This window comes from Lysinibacillus sp. BS3 (assembly GCF_039614735.1).
GTDB classification, from domain to species: domain Bacteria; phylum Bacillota; class Bacilli; order Bacillales_A; family Planococcaceae; genus Lysinibacillus; species Lysinibacillus capsici.
Genome location: NZ_CP154860.1, coordinates 1,293,574 through 1,313,805, shown reverse-complemented (window position 1 = coordinate 1,313,805; position 20,232 = coordinate 1,293,574). Strand labels below are relative to the sequence as shown.

Genomic DNA, 20,232 nt, shown 5'->3' with positions numbered 1-20,232 from the left:
AAAGCTAAAGGGTGAAGCTCCATATTAAATTTCGTAACTTGTATTTATATCTACTGTAATTGAAGAACCATCATTATTATCAAATTTCATGAACCATTGACCAGCTTGGCTTGCATCCAACTCGTAAGTTGAAGTAAATGATTGTCCAGATTTAATGATCTCTCCGTCTATCCAAACCGTTCCATTAGGTGCAGTTAATATAAACCTAATAGATTGTGAGCTGTTATTTTTCACATAAATTTGAATTGTATCAGTGCCATTACTAGGTGCTTTAAAATTAAAGCTCATCGAACCCTGACCAGTTGGAAAGGTAGAAGACGTTGTAAGAAGAGAATCATCACTTTTTTCAGCTGTGGGGGTAGAATAAGATTCCTCAGCAGAAGCACCAAGGTTCGGCGGAATAGATGGTTGGAGTATAGGATCTTCTATAAAAGATGCTCCACCAATTGGAAATATAAAAAGAGTAACTATAAATAAAGAGGTAAATTTTCTCATGATTCCTCCGCTTAAATATTTTTGAATTATCTCAATAATACCTTTATTTAACTTTATAGTAAATATTAGTTTGGTTGCTTATTTTTCATTTGTTAGAGGACCTTCAAAAACTTAATAGACATTCATTGCAATCTCTGCCATGAATGATTATTATGAAAATGATAATCGTTATCAATTAAAAAGAAGGAGAGTAGCAATGAAAAGACACCTTATTATTGGAATGCATTTAGCTGTTTACGGTAATCATGGCAAACAGGGTGCCTTGATAGAAGAACATATTGCATTTGCGCAGCGTGCTGAAGCAGCGAAATTAGATTTTGTATTTAAGGCGGATTATTTAACAGCTCATCCAGAATTAATGGCTAAAATGAAAGGAACAGTTGGCTTAGACCCTAACTTTTTAATGGCGATGGTGGCAAGAGAAACGAAACAGATTGGCTTAGTAACAACGATTTCCACATCCTTTACGCCACCTTATCTGATTGCGCGTCAATTGCAGTCCTTAAATTGGATTAGCGAAGGACGAGTTGGATGGAATATCGTAACCTCTATAGATGGCGCCCATAATTTCAGCAATGAGCCCATGCCTTCTTCCGAGGAGCGTTATGCTAAAGCGGCAGAATGTACAGCGGTGGTCAAGCAGCTATGGCATAGTTATCCCTATGAAACATTAGAAATGGATGGGAATTTAGAGAAAATAAAAGAGCTTGTTAAGCCAATTGAGTATGAAGGAGAATTTTTCCATATAAAAGGTCCCTTAAATCTCCCAATGCATCCAGCAGGAGAGATTCCACTCTTCCAAGCAGGAGCGTCGGATGTTGGGCGGCAATTTGCGGCTACTGTTTCCAATGCGATTTTTGCGGCTACACCAGTCATGGAGGTGGGTATTGAGATGCGTAATGATTTGCGTCAGCAGGCTATAGAAGTAGGTCGTTCAGCCGACGATATTCGCTTATTACCCGGACTCTATTTCTTTATAGGGGATACATATGAAGAAGCACTCGAAATGCACCGACAAGCACATGCACATTTAACACTTGAGCGGCGCTACAGTGCTTTAGAATCTGTGATTGGCATGGATGTTCGTCATTTGGCACTTGAAGATCAGGTAACGATTGATATGCTGCCATCAAAAGATCAACAAGTACGTAGTAAAACACATGCAGATTTGGTACGTCGTTATATTGTAAACAATGAACCAACAGTCGCAGTATTGTTAGCACGCCCAGAGGTAATTGGCTCAGCCCACCTTGTAGCAATCGGTACACCACAGGATATTGTCGATCAAATCGTTACTTTTTATGAAGAGGGTGCATTGGATGGCTTTATTGCCATACCAGGCGGACCTGCGAAATCTTTGGATTTGTTCTTTAGCGACGTTATTCCCATGTTAGTAGAGCGGGGGTTATTCAGAGCTGAATATGAAGGTAGCACATTACGTTCCCATTTAGGCTTAGATGTGCAATCCCCTATTAATAGCTGAAAAAGGGCAAGCCATAAGCTTTGCCCTTTTATTGCTAGAAACTCATTCGAATATTAATAGGATAAAGATAAGGTGATTCAGGTTGTTCGATTGTTACCCAATCATCAATATGGATAACAGGTAAGCTTGCACCTTCATATGTTGTTTGACTAATTGTACCGACCACTTCAATCCATGTATCTTCTGTGAGTGTAGGAGCGTCCGAAAACTCTGTCAGAAAGCCGACGATACTGGCATCGGCGACGCAATGCGTAATAAGAAATCTTGAAATCACTAGTTGCTTTTCTGTAAAATTTTCTTCTTTTAAAACAAAGCCCTTCAACTGTATTTTCTTCCCCAAATAGTTAGCCAAATTTTGATTAATTTCTTCATAATAAATCGTGTAGTCCTCATCGGTCATTTTTAGCATGGATTGTTGGGATAGCTGTTGCTTTAATTGCTCATATTGTTTTTTTGTCATTTCCTGTTTTTCCTCTGTCAGTCGGGGATCAGCTTCATGTTCATCATAGATGTTTTCATCAATCGTTTCATTTGAAGTGAGGTAATCCTCTATTTTAGATGATTGATTTTGCTGGGTGAGAATAAATGCACCACCTTTTTTATCAGCGATGGATGCATCTAAAATTTTTGCTGGCACCAAGAAGCCTGTCATTATTGGTGTCATGATAATGAGGTAGGCTATCATTTTTTTTCGGGTAAAGGCTGTGTGACCATGGTCGTGATGGGAGCAGCATGCTTGTCCCGTTTGATCACATGAATGAGGAACCTTTGAAAAAGATATAATTCTTGTCACTTGAACAAGAAATAGTATAAAAAATAAAATGGCGGCTGTTTTACTCAGCCCTTCATATTTAGGGTTGATAAATTTTGTTAGTTCTCCGGTCCAATGTAGGTTGGCAATCATAGCCGAAAAGGCGAGTAACATGAAGGCTCTTAGCGCTTGTTGAACGTGAAATTTCATGGTTTTCCCCCTTAGAGATACGCTGAAAGAATCCATATACTAATGTAGACAACTGTAGCCACTAAGGCGATTAACCAAAAAACAAATTTTAAACGAAATACGCTCATCAACATAATGGTATTTTTCAAATCGATCATAGGGCCAAAAATAAGAAAGGCTAGAATGGATGGAGTGGAGAAAATAGCACTAAAGGATGCGCCAATAAAGGCATCTGCCTCAGAGCAAAGTGACAGAATGAAGGCTAAGCCCATCATAACTAGAATGGAGGAGGGTTCACCTTCTCCAATGGCTACGAGTGTTTTGGTAGATATATAGGTTTGTACAAAGGCAGCTAAAAATGCCCCGATAATTAAGTATTTACCCATATCAAAAAATTCATCGATGGCATGTTTGACCATATTTAATAATTTGGTGAAGAAGGATGTTTGTTGACTAGGGATTGTTAATGAGTAGGGCTGTAAAGAGCTCTTAAATTGGGAGCCTTTAAAAAATAAGCTGATAAGTAATGCTACTACAATAGCGATGACAAAGCCAACAAGCATTCGAAGGCTCGCTATTCTTAAATCATTTCCAAATGCCATATAAGTAGAAAGAATAACAACGGGATTAATAAGTGGACCAGTTAACATAAAGCCTATAGCTGCATGTATAGGTACGCCTTTGACAATCAATCTTCTAACAATCGGAACAATCCCACATTCACAGGCTGGAAATAATGCACCTACAAGACAACTCATGATAACTGCCATCACAGGGTTTCGGGGAATCCACCTTTGGATATGTTCCTCTGTTATAAAAATCTGAATAAAGCCAGCAATCAGTATTCCAATTAAGACAAATGGTAATGCTTCAATTAAAATACTTAAAAATATCGTATTTAAATTGAGTAGAGAGGAACTAAGGTCGTTTAGAGCTGAGACGTTGAATAACAGTAGTTGTAGCATGCCTAGGAATAAAATGAAGAGCAACCAAAAATTCAATACATATTTAGAAAAATGGAGACGTTCCACATAGACCTCCTTAAAGTGTAATGGTTACGTTTTAATTCAAGATATGACATAGATGATATTGTTAGTACTTCAAAAAAGGAAAGAGAAAGTAAAAATTGATTTCTACCATCTTTTTACTTTCCCTCTATATCGAATTATTTATGAGAATACTTAGTTCTATATTGTTTAGGGGTAATTCCCGTAAATTTTTTGAAAACTTTAATGAAATAGCTTTGATCTGTGAAATTAAGTAATGAACCGATGTCTAGGATTGGATAGTTGGTAAATGTTAAGAGTTTTTTCGCCTCATCAATCCTTTGCTGCTGAATATATTCACTAAAGGAAGTACCTACTTCCTTTTTAAATAAGGAGGAAAGATAATTGGGGCTTAGGTGGCAAATTGCTGAAAGTTGGTCGAGTGTTAGATCCCCATACAACTCATTTTCAATAAAATGGATACAGGTAGTAATGGGTCCAGAATACTTCCTTGTATTTGCCTGTGATACACGGCTTGTATAGTCGTAAATAGCTTCCTCCATTAACGAAAGAATTTCGATTAAACTGTTTTGATCCTCTAGCTTTTGAATGTAAAAATCATTTAATGTAAAGGCTGTTTCTTCATTTAAACCACCCTCAATTGCTGCACGGCAAATAAGTGCAATGCCTGTAATCATCAAATATTGAACACTTCTTAAATTATTGCGTTTTGATAGTATTCCAAGTTCTGCTTGCTCAACAATGGAATAATTCAAAACTTCATTTAGTTTCTCTATACGCCCATTTTTCACATTGTCTAACAATATTTTTTCATAGTAAAGATTTGTATGAATAATATCATTTCTTCTTGCATAGGAGAGCTCAAGCGTAGTATTTTCCTCATGACGAATGAGAGGTCTTAATGCTTGGTTGTGATAAATGACAGCAGATTTATTTAATTTCTTTTGATAGATGGCATAATACACAAATAAACTAATGGCTAAACTTTGTTGATAATGAAGAATAGGAATCAGCTCTTGATTAACACTTGTCTTTATGTCTTCCACTTCTGGCGAAAGGGAAGGGCCAACTACAATTGCACCTAAATATTGATCCTCTTGCTGCACATTAATATAGAAAAAATTAAACTCAGCATAAGAGAAAAAAATTGGATAGGCATTAGAATCTTTATGGTAAGGATATGTTTTCAACTGTTCCTTTAAAGAAATGTAAGATGGATTATTTGTTGATGAATAGTCAAAGATTATTTTTCCTAATGAATTAATATAAGTGACTGGAAGATGATGTGTTTCATAGATTAATTGGCTGATGTATTGAAGATCAATAGTGTTAATTTTCATGTTCCTACACTCCAGTTCGTAATAATTCTATTAAAATGAAAGCATTTACATTTTTATTGGATAGACATTGAGAAAGTACTATTTTGTGTAGAATAATACAATAAATAAAGGAGAAGTAGCAATAAAATAGACAGTGACTTTAAAATGTTAGGGAGGAATAGAAGATGGATCTTTTGAATAAAATTGCAGTTGTAACAGGCGCAGGAAGCGGAATTGGAAGAGCTAGCAGCTTGAAACTTGCTAGCAATGGTGCAAAAGTGGTGGTAGTGGATTTCAACAAAGAAACAGGGGAAGAAACAGTAAGCTTGATTAGAGAACAAGGCGGGGAAGGTATTTTCGTTCAGGCAGACGTTTCAAAAAGTGAAGACGTTCAGAAATATGTCAATACTGCTGTTGATACGTACGGACGTATTGATGTATTTTTCAATAATGCTGGGGTTATTCAGAAAATTTCTCCACTAACAGAGATTGAAGATGCAGAATATGACCGTATTATGTCAATCAATGTGAAGGGTGTATTCCTTGGCTTAAAATATGTTTTAAAAGTAATGGAGGGACAAGGAAGCGGTTCAATTATAAATACAGCTTCTACAGCAGGAGTTCGCAGTGAGCACAGTATGGCTGTCTATTCTGCAAGTAAGCATGCAGTAGTGGGTTTAACAAAATCAGCTTCTTTGGAGTATGTAAAAAAAGGTATTCGGATCAATGGTATCTGCCCAGGGGGAGTAGAAACTGCATTAACAAACAGTGTAACTGCGATGTTTGAAACAGGTGGCTATGTGCCAGAGGAGATTCCAAATATGAGAATGGGACGCTATGCAAAACCAGAGGAATTAGCAGAAATGGTAGTATTCCTAGCATCGGACAAAGCAAGCTATATGACAGGCTCTATTGTGTTAGTAGATGGTGGTTTAACTTTATAATGAAAGAAGAAATCCAGTGAATCATTTCACTGGATTTTTTGCGGTAATGAATCGAATCACTATAGGGTGAATTTTTTGAGCTCATTCATCAACGTATTAATCATAGCTTCAAGATCGTCTATCTTAGCACTAATTTTTTGGAAGGAAAGTAGCTGTTCTTGCGTTGATGCCGATATTTCTTCTGTGCCAGCAGCCGTTTCTTCTGTAATAGCAGAAATATTTTCAATGGTACTATTTACTTGCTGGCTCATTTCATTCGTTTGTGCCATTTCTCTTGTGAGGTTTTGTAAATCGCGATGGATATTTGTTATGTGCATGGTAATAACAGAGAATGATTGTTCTGTCTCTACCATGGATTGAGATTGCTCATTTGACAGCAGATAACCTCGTTCAGCCGTAGTAAGGATGTGCGTAATGCCATCTTGAATATGCGAGACCATTGAAGTGATTAAATTCGTAGCATTCTCCGTTTCAGAAGAGAGCTTTTTAACCTCCTCGGCAACAATGGCAAACCCTTTGCCTGCTTCTCCAGCTCTTGCAGCCTCGATGGCAGCATTTAGTGCTAATAAATTTGTTTGGCTAGCAATCGTATGGACAGCATTGGCTGCGCCTTCAATTTCCGTAGTAAATTGAGAGAATTGAGTTACAGCTTCCTTAATATCAAGTGATGTGGTTGAAATATCCTTTGCAATGGAAGATTGTTTTTCTAATGAATATTGACCATTTTGAACAGCCTCCAGAGCTTGTTTACCAGTGTCAGCCGATTGCTCACTTGTACGCATTACATCCCTAAATTGATCTGCCATATTATTCATTTGGAGTGCCACTGATTGAATGTCTTCTGACATCGTATAGCTGCCTTTTGCTAATTCGTCGGTTGAGGTAGCGACTTGATTACTACTTTCATGAATATTGTTCATATGGCTCGTCACTTCTTGTGTAAACAAATTAACATCCTTTCCAATATTATCAATGGATTGTACAGTACTTTTTAAATTATTCATCATGTCTGCAAAGCTTTTTGTTAATTGATCAATCTCATATCGACTGTTTGCTTGATAGGAAAGGGTAGAAGTATCCATTGTTAAGTTTCCTGTTGCTGCAGCCTGTGCACAATCTACAATCTGATTAATGGGTTTGGTAATTCTTTTCGCAGCTACATAGGAATAAAGTATCGTAGCAATAATTAATAGCACACTACCTATGATGGTAGAGGTTGTAATGAAACCTATTTTTTGCTTCGTTACTTGGATCATTTCTTGATACCATTCGTTCGTTTCTTTTTTGAGCAAATACATATCGTTTAAAATTCCTTTAATTCTGATGGACTGCTTTTTAATTTCAGAGCGATTGTTTTCTTGAAACCCGCTTTCAGTCGCTTTTTCTAGATTTTCAAATTTACTAGCTATTTTTTCGACGATTGTCTGATGTTCAGGTATTCTCGTTAGAGAGGCTAATGCCTCTAAATTACTTTTTGTTTCTTGTAAAATAGCGAGCGCTTCGTTTTTATTGGCTTCACTATCCAGGTAGGTAAAATTATTTAAAGATTGGCTGGCAACAACTAAACTTTGCTCTAGTTCTTTCACTGCAAGTAAAAGTTTCGTATCATCCTGTGCTGTTGTTTGGATCGTGAATGTTTGTAGGATAATAAAGCCAATCATAGCCATAGCCAATACGATTGGAATCAATGTGTTCATAAATAATTTCTTACGTAGTGTCACTGGTCATTCCTCTTTTCCGCAGTAACTTTTATCGTACCTGAAATAATGGCTTCTTTGGCTTTTTCGATAGCAGTCTGTTGCTCAGCTGTCAGTTGAATTACACGAATATCTGCTAGTCCCACACCCTGATCCGCTAAACCTAATGCAAAGGATTTTTCTGTAATTTTACCATTTTCTACTAATGTCTTAGCGAGTTGATAGACGGCTAGATCAACATTTTTAAGCATGGATGTGACAACTGTTTTTTCGGCAACAAAAAACTGATCGATATCAACACCTGCTGCATAGATCCCCATTTCCTCTGCCTTTTTTATCGCCCCAAAGCCAGTAAAGCCTGCTGCATGGTAAATAAAATCAACGTTATTTTTGATATACCTTTCTGCTATTGCTGCACCAGCCTGGGTATCGTCAAAGGTACCAGCATAGTCACTCATAATTTCAATCGATGGCTGTACATAACGTGCCCCTTCGATAAAACCATTTTCAAAGTGATGGATAACAGGAGCATCTGCTCCACCAATAAAGCCAACTTTTCCTGTTTTACTTGTCATAGCAGCAATCATGCCAACTAAAAAGCTACCTTCTTGTTCTTTAAAGGTAATCGAAATGATGTTGTTAATATCAGATTGCCCGTCAATCAGTATAAATTGCTGAGAGGGATTTTGTTTTGCAGTCTTTTCTAGTGCTTCTTGTACAGAGAACCCGAGACCAATGATGATATCATATTTTTCTGCTACAAGTTCATTCAGCTTTTCCTCGTATTTACCATCAGGAGCCTCTTTGTAATCAAACAAAATGCCTAGCTCATCGCGCGCTTTTTCTAAGCCTTTAAAAGCGGAATCATTAAATGATTCATCGCCTAGTCCTGCATCTGATAGTAAAATTCCTATCTTATATCCTTCAGTTGATGTTTCTGTCGGTGCTGAGGAACAGCCTGCTATCAACAGAGTGATCAAAAGAAAACTAGTGAATAATTTCTTCAAATTTTGTGTACCTCCTGTTGTGTATAAAATATATATCGGCAAAAACTTAATATTTTTAGTCTGATGTCAGACATCCGTGCAAAAAATTTTTAGGATGTCTAAGAATAATGAATCATTTCTATATACATAATAAGTTAATAATATAAAGCTAGATTACTAATAAAGTAATTGATTTATAAAGGTTTTCGTAGCACTTCTTGTATGTACAGCACTATAAAAGCCTAACGCAAATAGCGTCAGGCTTTATATGTTCTAAACAGCGCCGAATAATTTTAATAAATTAATAATAATAATGCCGATTACCCCAAAGTCTGAATCACCGAAGGTTGTGCCCTCATAGCCAATGTCTCCCATAAAGATAAGGAGTATGGCTGGAATAAAGCTAATTAATAAACCATTGGCAAAGGCTCCGGACATCGCACCAATTCTACCGCCAGTAGCATTTCCAAAGACCCCCGCCGCAGCACCTGTGAAGAAATGTGGAACAAGACCTGGCACAATGACTTTTAGTCCGATGAAGGGGAGTATAAACATGGAAACCAGCCCTGCTATAAAACTAAAAATGAAACCAATAATAACGGCATTTGGTGCAAAAGGAAAGATGGTTGGACAATCAAGTGCTGGTTTTGTGTTTGGTACAAGCTTATCTGCAATGCCTTTGAAGGCTGGAATAATTTCAGCAATTAACATCCGTACACCTGCTAAAATAATATAAACACCCGCTGCGAATGTAATCGCTTGCATAATAGCGAAAATAATAAAATTTGAGCCAGCTGATAATTGTGACTCAATATAGGAAGGGCCAGCAAAAAGGGCAACAATTACAAAGAACACACTCATTGTTAAAGAAATAGCAACTGAGGTATCTCGTAAAAAGCCTAATGCTTTCGGAACCTGTATATCTTCTGTGGATTTCATTTTATTACCGAAGAGCTTACCAATCTTTGCAGAAACATAATAGCCAACACTGCCAAAGTGACCAACAGCAAAGTCATCACTCCCTGTTATTTGTCGAACTGTCGGCTGTAAAATGGCAGGGAACACGACCATACAAAGTCCAAGAATGATAGACCCAACAAGAATAAGAGGTGTACCACTCATCCCTCCAACTGATAATGAAGCGGCGATTAAACAAGCCATAAATAATGTATGATGTCCAGTTAAAAAGATATATTTTAATGGCGTAAATCGCGCAAATAGTAGATTCATAATCATACCAAATACCATGATTAGTGCAGTAGCTGTACCAAAATTAGTCTGAGCAGCTGCCACGATGGCCTCATTGTTGGGAATGACTCCCTGTACTTGAAAGGCATGATCGAACATTTTACTAAAATGATCTAAAGAGCCAATTAAGACAGTGGCACCAGCTCCGAGGATGACAAAGCCCATTATCGTTTTTAATGTACCTGACAGAACAGTGGAATTTGATTTTTTTTGAATAAGTAAACCAATAAAAGCGAATAGGCCGACTAATATAGCTGGTGTTCCTAAAATGTCATGCATGATAACATCTAACATACCAACACCTCATCCTATCCAAATTTTTAATGCTTAAAGCAACGGTTCAAGCTTTTCTTTTATTTCTGAAATACTCATCATATTTACGATGCTCACAATGATTCCTTTGTCTTTCGCTAATTCATTCACGATATCTGCTGCCCCTAAATAAATATCTGCTTTCTCCGCCTTGGCAGACGCTAAATCTGTATGCGTTACCTCTGCATCTTTCCCCAATACTTCTAATGCTTTTTTAACATTCAATTCTAAAATAAAGCTACTTCCTAAACCGCTCCCACACACGACTAAAATTTTCATTCTGTTGACTCCTTTGTCGTATATTGTTTGATTTTCTCCCATATCATGTCCGCATGTTGACAGGCGATTAGGTCATCAATCTGATCGGGTTCTTGTAAGACTAATGCCAAATCAGCCAACACCTGTAGATGTGAAGCATTGTCAATGGCAGCTAGCACAATTAGTAGGTAGACAGGCTGATTAGGGCTAAAAAAAACAGGCTTTTGTAATCGTAGCAAGCTTATGGCTAGTTCAAGAACCCCATCAGATGGCCGTGCATGAGGAATGGCTACTTTGGGTGTGATGACAACGTAAGGACCATAGTGTTCAATAGATCGAATCATGGCTTCGACATAGCGCTGTTCAATTTTGTGTTGTTGTACTAATGGGCTAGCCGCTAAATGAATTGCTTCTTGCCATGATCGGACAAAGTTTGCAAGCTGTATACAATCTTTTGTCAACAGCTTGGTTAGCAAGGACAACCCTCCTTTCATAAAAATATCTTCCCATTCCATGTTATTACGACTGTATGTGGAATTATGTAATCGTAGAAGACATTTTTAATTGCTTTGCTATTTCATAAACCGACGTTTTGACAAATTCATCCATTTTATGATCTAAGCGCGTTTTCGGATAAATCAATTGAATTTTTCTATTTAGTGTTACATCATGTAGATCTTTCTTCAGCAGTACACCTGATTTTAATTCTTCTTCTATTAAGGAAACAGATAGAAACGCCAAGTTTTTGCCAAAGGTCAGCATCTTTTTAATCGTGCTCACAGAATCCAGCTCAATTGTGTAAATAGAAGGCTGAAAAGGGTCCATCCACTTTTCAATGAAGTGATTCGTGGAGCTAGATGATGTATGCAACAATAGCTTGTATTTAAGAATATCTTCTTTGGTGATGTCTTTTTGTGCTGCTAGCTCGTGAGATGGGCTGAATGCCAATACAAGTGCATCTTCACCGATTGTTTCGTAATGAAGTAAAGGATTTTCCTGCTTAGTCTCCATGATGAGCCCGAAATCTAATTCTTGTAGTGCTACCTTTTTTTCAATTTCAGGTGCTGTTTTTACTTCTAATGAAATGCGAATCTCAGGACAGGTCGTTGAAACTTGATGAATTAAATCTGGCATAAAAATATGGGCAGGTAAGCCACTCGCCCCTAGTCGTAATGAACCGATATGGCCTGCTAAAAGATTTTCAATAAAACGATCCATATCCTTTTGAAGTTGAACCATTTGACGAGCGTAATGATACACACCTTCGCCCGCTTCTGTTAAACGGTATCCTCCAGCATTTGTTCGAAATAAATGAATACCATATTCCTCCTCTATAGAGCGAATATGAAATGATACGGTGGGGGCTGTAATGCCAAGTGCTTTGGCGACAGGTGCTAATTTTTTTAATTCTACAAGTAAGCAAAATGCCTGTAATTTACTATTGTTCATTTTATCCTCCTAAAGGAAATTAGAAAAAATCTTGTATTTGCTTTAGTTTATTAGATTTTTTTTAACGTGTTATTAATAGTAGATTAATATTTTCTAAATATCTGGAATTTATAGTTGTAAGTAACGAGGAGGATACTTATGAAAATCTCATTAAAAAATATCGAGAAAAAATATGGGCAGTCTCAAGCATTGTGGCCGATTGATGTGGAGTTAGATCAGCAATTTATTACGATTCTCGGACAATCAGGCTGTGGCAAAACAACCTTATTAAAGTTGATAGCTGGCCTTGAACAGCCATCAAAAGGAGAAATACGATTTGATGACACCGTCATTTATTCTTCGGCGTCTCGTAAAAATGTCAAACCAAATAAGCGTAATATTGCTATGGTTTTTCAAGATTTTGCTCTATGGCCACATATGACCATCTTCCAAAATATTGCCTTTGGCTTAAAGGGCATTATTCCGAAATCAGCTATTCCTGAACGAGTCGAGCATGTGATGCGATTGGTAAAAATGCAAGGCTATGAGAAACGAAAGCCAGGTGAATTATCGGGTGGACAACAGCAGCGAGTGGCATTAGCTAGAGCTTTAGCGACCAAACCGCAATTAATTTTATTTGATGAACCTTTATCCGCTCTCGATGCTGTTTTAAGAGAGCAAATGCAAGATGAAATCATGCACCTCATTCATGAGCTTAATTGCCAAGCCATTTTCGTAACACATGATCAAACAGAGGCCATGACAATGTCTGATCAAATTATCGTTATGGAGGCAGGGAGGATTGCTCAAATTGGCTCGCCTGAGGAAGTTTATCGTGCACCAGCAACGCCCTATGTGGCAGATTTTATTGGCAAAGTGAATTGGCTTCACAATCGACAATCAATTGTGCGACCTGAGGGTGTTTCGAGAATATCGCGTCCTGGTACGATTGCCAAACAAGCGCAGATTGTGAAAAGTACATTTGTTGGCGATCGTTATCTAGTACAAGCACAGGTAGAAGGACAGTATTGGAACTTTTATGAGAAGCAGCCATTAGAGCATGGAAAAAGGTTGCAAGTTTTTATTGATGAAAAACAAATCTATCAATTGGAGGGTTTACATTGAAGAAACGACATTTTAAATTTTGGGCAACTGCTGGCATTTTATTGGCCTTAGCATTAGCTGGCTGTGGTAATAAAGAGGCAAAAGAGACGAATGAAGCAAGTGCAAAGACACAGGAGGAGAAAGTTCTGACAGTGTATTCTGCTGGGCCAGATGGTTTAGCTGCAAATATTCAGCAAGCATTTGAAGAAAAAACAGGGATTAAAGTGGAAATGTTTCAAGGAACTACGGGTAAAATTCTCTCTCGTTTAGAAGCGGAAAAAAATAATCCTGTAGCTGACATTGTTGTACTTGCCTCTGTTGCCTCAATGGATGGGTTAAAAGCAACAGATCAATTGCAAAGCTACGAAGCGGCTAAAAACAAGGACAAAATTAACAGTGATTGGTCGGATCAAGATGGATATTTTTATGGCTACAGTGCCTCTGCTTTAGGTATTGCCTATAATACGAAAAATACGACACAGGCGCCTACGGATTGGTCTGATTTAGCAAAAGCTGATTGGCAAAATAAAATGAATATACCAGATCCAAGTCTGTCAGGCTCTGCTGTTGATTTCTTATTTGGCTACACAGCAGCAGAAAAAACAGCTTGGAGCACGATTGATAGTTGGAAGAAAAATGGCTTACAAGTCAATGGTGCGAATAAAGAAGCCTTGGATGCGGTTATTACAGGCGAGAAAAATGCCACGATTGCAGGTGTAGACTATATGGCTTATAAAGCAAAAGCAGACGGTGAGCCAGTGGAAATTATCTATCCGACGAGTGGGACAGTAGTTAGTCCAAGAGCGGTAGGTATTTTAAAGGATGCGCAACATGTAGAATCTGCACAAGCCTATGTTGATTTTTTATTGTCAGATGAAGGGCAAAAGCTAGTAGCAGATGCTTACTTATTACCAGGGAATAAAGATATTGCTGTGAAAAATCGTGCAGCATTAGATGAAATTCCACAGTTAACAGTTGATTGGATGGGTGCGGAAGCGAAACAGCTGGAAGTACTAACAAAGTTTACGGATATATTTCGTTAAATAAAGGGAGGTTAATTTACCTCCTTCTAGTTTTCATAGAGAAGGGTTGACATGCCATGATAATGGAAGGAAGACGAGCTTTTGGATTTTTACTGACAATTGTCATCATATTTGCTATCGCACCGTTGATGGCCATTTTAGTTTATACCTTTATAAAAGAGGGACATGTTGATATATCACAGTTTAGTCGAATGTTTACACACGATAGAATATGGAAAACGCTTGGAAATTCGATGGTTTTAGGGATTTTCGTGATTATTGGGACAACAATTATCGCATTACCTATGGCTTTCATTCGCACGAAAACAAGTTTATATCAATATGAATGGCTCGATATAGTGTTAACGATTCCATTTATGACACCTCCCTATATTGGTTCAATGGGCTGGATTTTGTTTATGCAGCACAATGGTTTTTTACAGCAGCTTATTCCAAGTGCTGCTTGGATGACAGATTCCTTCTTTTCCTTATTTGGCATGGTAGTGATCATGAGCCTACACCTGTTTCCATTTTTGTATTTAATGCTAAAAAATACATTACTTCGCATAAATGGCTCATTTTTAGATGCAGCGCTGATTTTTGGGCGAAGTTCTTTGCAAAATTGGCTAAAAGTTGTGTTACCTCTTTTACTTTCGAGCTATGTTTTGGGAAGTCTCCTTATTTTTATTAAGACGCTTGCTGAATTTGGAACGCCAGCTACATTCGGCAGTCGGATTGGATTTCAAGTGTTTACAACCGAAATTCATTCCTATTTATCAAGATGGCCAGTTGATATTCGCATGGCAACCTCGCTATCCTTATTCTTATTGTCAGTTTGCTTAGTCATTTGGTATTTCCAAAATCTCATTGGACGCAAATATACATATGGTGTGCTATCAGGAAAAACACCTGCTAGACGTGAGATCAAGGACAAGTGGTATATAAGAACAGCTTCTTGGACTTTTGTAGGGCTTATTTTATTGCTATCTATCGGCATTCCTTATTTCTCTATTATCGTGACCTCATTGCAAAAGGTACGGGGAGATGGTTTACAGGCAGGGAATTTCAGTTTGGCTTCTTATCAAGAGGTCTTCACTAGTGGAAGTGCAGGATTGACAGCATTTTTAAATAGCATTGTTTTTTCTATCATGACGGCCTTGATAACCGCCATAATAGGTTTATTCATAGCTCTTTATATTAAAAAAGGAGAAACCAGAAAGCAGCAAATATTAGACTTCTTTAGTTTAATGCCTAATATTATTCCGGGGATTGTCTTTGTTGTAGGTTTAATTATGTTTTGGAATGCTCCTTGGCTTCCCGCAACAATTTATAACACAAAGGCAATGGTAATAGTCACATACTGTGTACTGTTTTTACCTTATTCGGTGCAGTATATAAAGTCTTCTTTTTCACAATTGGATGCCTCTATTTTTCAATCAGCTGCTATTTTTGGACGTAGTAACATTGCGGTTTATCGTCGCATCATCCTACCACTTTTGATGCAGGGTATTTTTACAGGAATGATGATGACTTTTATTATTTCAATGCGAGAGCTTGTAGCTGGCCTTTTAATTTTGCCACCATCCGTAGAGACAGGGGCAACCTTTATCTATAGCCAATTTGAGCAAGGTAATGTAGGGGTTGGAATGGCAGTAGCTGTTATAACCGTCCTTATGACTGTTATTTTTATGTTCCTATTGGGTTGGCTGCAAAAACGAGGAGGGCAGGCCAATGCTTAGTGTTGAAATTTTAGGTGGTGTAGGCGAATATGGGCGCAATTGTTTTTATATAGAAAATCAGAGGCAGGCCATTTTATTGGATTGTGGCATTATGAAAAATACACAAAAAACGCCACCAAATATTACATTTAATCATATTGAAAAGCTAGTTGCTGTCTTTATTTCTCATTCGCATATTGATCATGTAGGGGCATTGCCAATACTACAGAACATGGGCTATACGGGACCGATACTAATGAGTCATACAACTGCTCAGCAGCTTCCACTGCTTATCCCACAAGTCAGAACTTTCTATCCAGATACGATTGGAAAATGGATAGAGGTCAATGAATATCTTGCCTTTCAATGGGGATATAGTGGGCATTTAATTGGAAGCGTGTGGTACAAAATTCGTTTTTTTGATGAAATGATTTTTTTCTCTGGTGATTATGTAGTCGATTCGTATTTATTAAAGGCGACCTTGCCAGAGGAGGATGGAACGGTTTATGATGTAGCGTTTATTGATAGTGGACATGCGGAAAAATGCATTCGAAATCTTGAGGTGTTACAGCAAATGGCTATGTATGTAAAGGCTCATCCCAATCATTCATTTATATTCCCCTCCTCTTTTTCGGGCAAAACAGTCGATATTATGACGTATCTTTCCGAACATACAACTCGAGCGATTAGGGTAGATGCCAAGCTACAACCTTTATTGGCGCATTATGATGAAGAACATGAAAATATTTGGCCGAATAAAGTGATGCTTTTAGAACGACTCAAGCAAAAACAGGACAGTCACCATGTACTGTATTTTGTCTCAGAGCAGGATGTGGCTCAAGTGGAGGAGCTTGCAATGGATTATCCGACGGCAATTTTTGTTCATACAGGCTATTCTCGTCATGCTTCCAATCCAGCTAGCTTAAAGCATATCTCTGAGGAGTTCTTCTATAAAACACATCCAGACTATTGGGATTTAGTGGAACTGTCACAGAGACTTCGTGCACGACAAACGATCTATTTTCACAGTACACATACAAATTTAACAACAACATTTCCGAAGGAGGAATTAAAGCGTGACTAAACTAAAAAAATGGGCATTTTATCTGTGTGTCTTGGGCTTAATAGTGATTAGTATGATGGGTGTGAATACAACACAAGCGAAAGCAGCCATTGAGCCAGGACATGAAATTAAATTCAATATTAAACCTGAGATTTTTAATGAATCAACTATTGTCCAGGCTTTTCAAGCAACTAAAAAGGATGACGTAAAAGTTTATTTTTATGATACGCTTGACCAATTGTTTCTACGTCATGACTATATACACCGCTTACGTGTATATAAGGGTAGTAATAAAATGGATATAACCTACAAAAAGCGTTTTTTAAACACACCTTTAAGTGAAGCAATGGCAGAAACAATGAATCATGGTTTTACTGGTTCTGAGTCAAATTATAAGTTTGAGCTAGATATTAAGGGAGATCATCGTACATTTACGATAAGCCGAAAGGAATCTTTGAAGACTTCTGCTGATGTCTCTTATGATTCAGTTGCTACAAATGTTGCGAAAAAATTCATTCTTGAAAATGCGCCAAAGAAAATTGTAAATTGGAACTCCGAAGCATGGTATAAAAATACGTTGTCTCAAGTTGTCGTATATGGGCCTGCTAATGCTACGACCTATAAAGGAAGCTTTTTAGGACATGAAGCGGATATAGAGGTATGGCAGTACAAAGGCGATATTATGGTTGAACTTTCTACGAAGGTAGATGATGCGGCTCAAGCAGCTACTATAGAAAAGCAATGGTATGAGCAACTATTATCCACTGGCTATCTAAGCGGGGATCAACGTGGTAAAACGGCATTTGTTATGGATAAATGAATAGGACGATAATGATTTCGCCTCATATAGAAATGAGGCGAAATTTTTCTTTGGCAACAGAGAGATTAAAAAAGTAGGTCCATGTTTGTTCTAACTTTGATAATTTCGCTTACACTTACTATAGGACGAACTTTGGGTGATATGAGGGGGAAATAACATAGCGAAAAAAATGGGCATTGTTACACTACTACTTTTCGGTGTTTACGTGCTTTGTATGTACTGGTATATTTTCCACAGCGGTGGTGGTAAAATACCAAGTGCCTTACAAGGAACGGCGGCAGATCCAGTGATGTTTATGTCTGGCAAGGAGCTTTTTTTAAGTGGTGAATATTCAAAAATACGGAACTTTGTATTCTTTGTAGCCACACCTTTAGAATGGCTTATTTACTTCTTGATTTTACTATTGGGTGTATCTCGTTATTTCGAAAAAGTGACGACCTCCCAAACGAAGTGGAAGCTATTGCAAAATGCGGGTTACTTATTCCTATTATCTTTATTGCTCTATATAGTGCTATTCCCGCTTGATTATTATCGCTATCATCTAAGCAAAAGCTATGGCATCAGTACACAAGCATTTGCATCTTGGATGAAGGATGGTGTCATTGATTTTTGGGTGAATTTTGGCACTAGCTTGATTATTGTTACGGTGATTTATTGGCTCATTAAAAAGAGCGAAAAAAGATGGTGGCTCTATGCTTGGCTTTTAACTATCCCCTTTACAATCTTTGTGATGTTCATTCAGCCAGTTGTCATTGATCCTTTGTACAATGATTTTTATCCACTAAAAAATAAAGAACTGGAAACAAAGATACTTTCACTTGCTACACAGGCCAATATTCCAGCAGAGCATGTTTATGAGGTCAACATGGCAGAAAAGACAAATGCTTTAAATGCTTATGTGACAGGAATTGGGAGCAATTCGAGAATTGTACTATGGGATACTACATTAAATAGACTAACGGACAATGAAATTTTATTTATCATGGCACATGAAATGGGACATTATGTTGAAAAGCATATTTATTTTGGCATTGCAGGCTATTTATTCTTAATGTTAATAGGGCTATGGCTAACAGCGAAAATTATGCGTCGCTTGATTTCACGATATGGACAGGTTTTAAAAATTAATAAAATCAGTTGCATTCGTTCCTATCCATTATTTTTACTCATTACTTCTATTTTACTATTTGCTTCCAATCCAGTATCCAATTTTATATCGAGATATCAAGAAACGAGAGCCGATCAATATGCTATTAACCTTATGAATGATCGAGAAGCGGCTGTAACAGCATTTCAAAAGCTAACGATTTCAGGCTTAAGTGAAGTGAACCCGCCGCTCTTAGTGAAGTGGTTCCGTTATACACATCCACCGATGCTTGAGCGAATCTATAAAGTTGCGGATACAGGGGAACATAAACAAAATATGCCTTTAAAGGAAGAACAGAAGAAAAAGTAAGAGGATAGGTTTTTCAGGAGTGTAAATTGGGTAGTCTATGACAAAGATGTATCAAAAATTGGTCGTTGATTGATAGGGGATAGCATTATGCGAAATGTGATTATAATTACACTTTCTTCCATTTTAGTGGCCTTTGCCTATAATTATTTATTGATTCCCCATGAAATCTTGAGTGGTGGGTTGAGTGGTATTGCCATCATGCTTGGGATTATTACCCCTTTAAATACAGGCGTGTTAAATTTACTGCTTAACCTGCCTTTACTGATTTTAGGTGTGATGAAGCTCGGCAAGCGATTTATTAGCTACACCATTCTTTCGGTGGCTGTGTTGTCAGTGAGTTTATATATTATTCCAATACACAAAGCGACACAAGAGCCAATCCTCGCGTCCTTATTTGGTGGTGTTATTGTAGGGTTTGCAATGGGCATGATTTTCCGAGCAGCTGGCTCCTCAGGGGGCTTTGATATAATTGCTATGCTACTTAGCCGGAAACGTGATTTTCCGCTCGGAACGTTAATTGCCGCTATGAATGGAATCGTAGTGGCTGCTTCTGGCTTTGTCTTTAGCTGGGATGCGGCGTTGTTAACCCTTGTGTCCATTTATGCAACTGGAAAAGTAGTGGATACAATTCATACAAGCCATATTAAATTAACGCTGATGATTATTACGAGTAAAGGGGACGAGGTCAAACAGCAACTATTAGAAAAGCTACATCGTGGAGTAACGATTATCGATGCAAAGGGAGCGTATTCAGGCGAGGGTCGGAAAGTATTAATTACTGTTATTACGCGTTACCAACTAGCTGATGTGAAAAGCACGATTAAGGAGACTGATCCAAAGTCGTTTGTGAATATTTTACAGACGACGGAAGTAATCGGAATGTTTGATCGTGGTACAACTAAATAATGCTATTCTCTACACACGTTTTAGGT

At 37.7% G+C, this 20,232-nt stretch carries 19 protein-coding genes; 9 read left to right on the top strand and 10 right to left on the bottom strand.

All coding sequences use genetic code 11. The annotated features are described in order from the left end of the window. Positions 1-24: 24 nt before the first annotated feature. Positions 25-495 (bottom strand): hypothetical protein, encoded by a 471-nt coding sequence (locus AAJG31_RS06830; protein WP_054550673.1) that lies wholly within the window; start codon positions 493-495, stop codon positions 25-27. A gap of 220 nt (positions 496-715) precedes the next feature. Between AAJG31_RS06830 and AAJG31_RS06825 the strand changes: the two genes are divergently transcribed. Next, entirely contained in the window at positions 716-1,978 is a 1,263-nt protein-coding gene (locus tag AAJG31_RS06825) for an NtaA/DmoA family FMN-dependent monooxygenase (protein ID WP_279496440.1), read from the top strand. A gap of 34 nt (positions 1,979-2,012) precedes the next feature. Here AAJG31_RS06825 and AAJG31_RS06820 read toward each other — a convergent pair whose 3' ends face one another. From AAJG31_RS06820 to AAJG31_RS06810, 3 genes are all read right to left on the bottom strand, one after another. Further along, positions 2,013-2,939 carry a TIGR03943 family protein gene (locus AAJG31_RS06820; protein WP_279494377.1) on the bottom strand — a complete coding sequence of 309 codons (927 nt, stop codon included), beginning with the start codon at positions 2,937-2,939 and terminating at the stop codon, positions 2,013-2,015. 11 nt (positions 2,940-2,950) lie between these two features. After that, positions 2,951-3,949: a permease gene (locus AAJG31_RS06815; RefSeq protein WP_279494378.1), complete on the bottom strand. Its 999-nt coding sequence runs from the start codon at positions 3,947-3,949 to the stop codon at positions 2,951-2,953. Positions 3,950-4,083: 134 nt separating this feature from the next. Further along, complete coding sequence (locus AAJG31_RS06810) at positions 4,084-5,265, bottom strand: AraC family transcriptional regulator (RefSeq protein ID WP_279494379.1); 1,182 nt, start codon at positions 5,263-5,265, stop codon at positions 4,084-4,086. Between the two features lie 164 nt (positions 5,266-5,429). Here AAJG31_RS06810 and AAJG31_RS06805 point away from each other — a divergent pair, with 164 nt between their 5' ends. Continuing rightward, positions 5,430-6,188, top strand: a complete 759-nt coding sequence (locus AAJG31_RS06805) for a glucose 1-dehydrogenase (protein ID WP_103117696.1) — start codon at positions 5,430-5,432, stop codon at positions 6,186-6,188. Between the two features lie 59 nt (positions 6,189-6,247). Here AAJG31_RS06805 and AAJG31_RS06800 read toward each other — a convergent pair whose 3' ends face one another. From AAJG31_RS06800 to AAJG31_RS06775, 6 genes are all read right to left on the bottom strand, one after another. Further along, positions 6,248-7,909, bottom strand: coding sequence for a HAMP domain-containing methyl-accepting chemotaxis protein (locus tag AAJG31_RS06800; RefSeq protein WP_279494381.1), 1,662 nt, complete (start codon positions 7,907-7,909; stop codon positions 6,248-6,250). Beyond that, complete coding sequence (locus AAJG31_RS06795; RefSeq protein WP_115673461.1) at positions 7,906-8,892, bottom strand: BMP family ABC transporter substrate-binding protein; 987 nt, start codon at positions 8,890-8,892, stop codon at positions 7,906-7,908. Before AAJG31_RS06795 ends, AAJG31_RS06800 begins: the two co-directional genes overlap by 4 nt. 252 nt (positions 8,893-9,144) lie before the next feature. Further along, positions 9,145-10,413, bottom strand: a complete 1,269-nt coding sequence (locus AAJG31_RS06790) for a PTS ascorbate transporter subunit IIC (protein ID WP_279494382.1) — start codon at positions 10,411-10,413, stop codon at positions 9,145-9,147. 33 nt (positions 10,414-10,446) lie between these two features. Beyond that, the gene (locus AAJG31_RS06785) at positions 10,447-10,710 is read right to left on the bottom strand and encodes a PTS sugar transporter subunit IIB (RefSeq protein ID WP_004232490.1); all 264 of its coding nucleotides are present in this window, start codon (positions 10,708-10,710) and stop codon (positions 10,447-10,449) included. Next, positions 10,707-11,165 carry a PTS sugar transporter subunit IIA gene (locus tag AAJG31_RS06780; protein ID WP_054550682.1) on the bottom strand — a complete coding sequence of 153 codons (459 nt, stop codon included), beginning with the start codon at positions 11,163-11,165 and terminating at the stop codon, positions 10,707-10,709. Before AAJG31_RS06780 ends, AAJG31_RS06785 begins: the two co-directional genes overlap by 4 nt. 61 nt (positions 11,166-11,226) lie before the next feature. Continuing rightward, positions 11,227-12,138: a LysR family transcriptional regulator gene (locus tag AAJG31_RS06775; protein ID WP_279494384.1), complete on the bottom strand. Its 912-nt coding sequence runs from the start codon at positions 12,136-12,138 to the stop codon at positions 11,227-11,229. A gap of 138 nt (positions 12,139-12,276) precedes the next feature. Here AAJG31_RS06775 and AAJG31_RS06770 point away from each other — a divergent pair, with 138 nt between their 5' ends. From AAJG31_RS06770 to AAJG31_RS06740, 7 genes are all read left to right on the top strand, one after another. Continuing rightward, positions 12,277-13,242: an ABC transporter ATP-binding protein gene (locus AAJG31_RS06770; protein WP_279494385.1), complete on the top strand. Its 966-nt coding sequence runs from the start codon at positions 12,277-12,279 to the stop codon at positions 13,240-13,242. Further along, positions 13,239-14,264 carry an ABC transporter substrate-binding protein gene (locus AAJG31_RS06765; RefSeq protein WP_279494386.1) on the top strand — a complete coding sequence of 342 codons (1,026 nt, stop codon included), beginning with the start codon at positions 13,239-13,241 and terminating at the stop codon, positions 14,262-14,264. The genes AAJG31_RS06770 and AAJG31_RS06765 overlap by 4 nt, the downstream gene beginning before the upstream one ends. A gap of 56 nt (positions 14,265-14,320) precedes the next feature. Continuing rightward, entirely contained in the window at positions 14,321-15,982 is a 1,662-nt protein-coding gene (locus tag AAJG31_RS06760) for an iron ABC transporter permease (RefSeq protein WP_279494387.1), read from the top strand. Continuing rightward, positions 15,975-17,045, top strand: coding sequence for an MBL fold metallo-hydrolase (locus tag AAJG31_RS06755; protein WP_054550686.1), 1,071 nt, complete (start codon positions 15,975-15,977; stop codon positions 17,043-17,045). Before AAJG31_RS06760 ends, AAJG31_RS06755 begins: the two co-directional genes overlap by 8 nt. Beyond that, positions 17,038-17,844, top strand: a complete 807-nt coding sequence (locus AAJG31_RS06750) for a hypothetical protein (protein WP_054550687.1) — start codon at positions 17,038-17,040, stop codon at positions 17,842-17,844. Before AAJG31_RS06755 ends, AAJG31_RS06750 begins: the two co-directional genes overlap by 8 nt. A 157-nt stretch (positions 17,845-18,001) precedes the next feature. Then, a complete protein-coding gene (locus AAJG31_RS06745) occupies positions 18,002-19,300 on the top strand; it encodes a M48 family metallopeptidase (protein ID WP_054550688.1) in 1,299 nt (432 codons plus the stop codon). A gap of 87 nt (positions 19,301-19,387) precedes the next feature. Next, positions 19,388-20,206: a YitT family protein gene (locus AAJG31_RS06740; protein WP_004232517.1), complete on the top strand. Its 819-nt coding sequence runs from the start codon at positions 19,388-19,390 to the stop codon at positions 20,204-20,206. Positions 20,207-20,232: the final 26 nt, after the last annotated feature.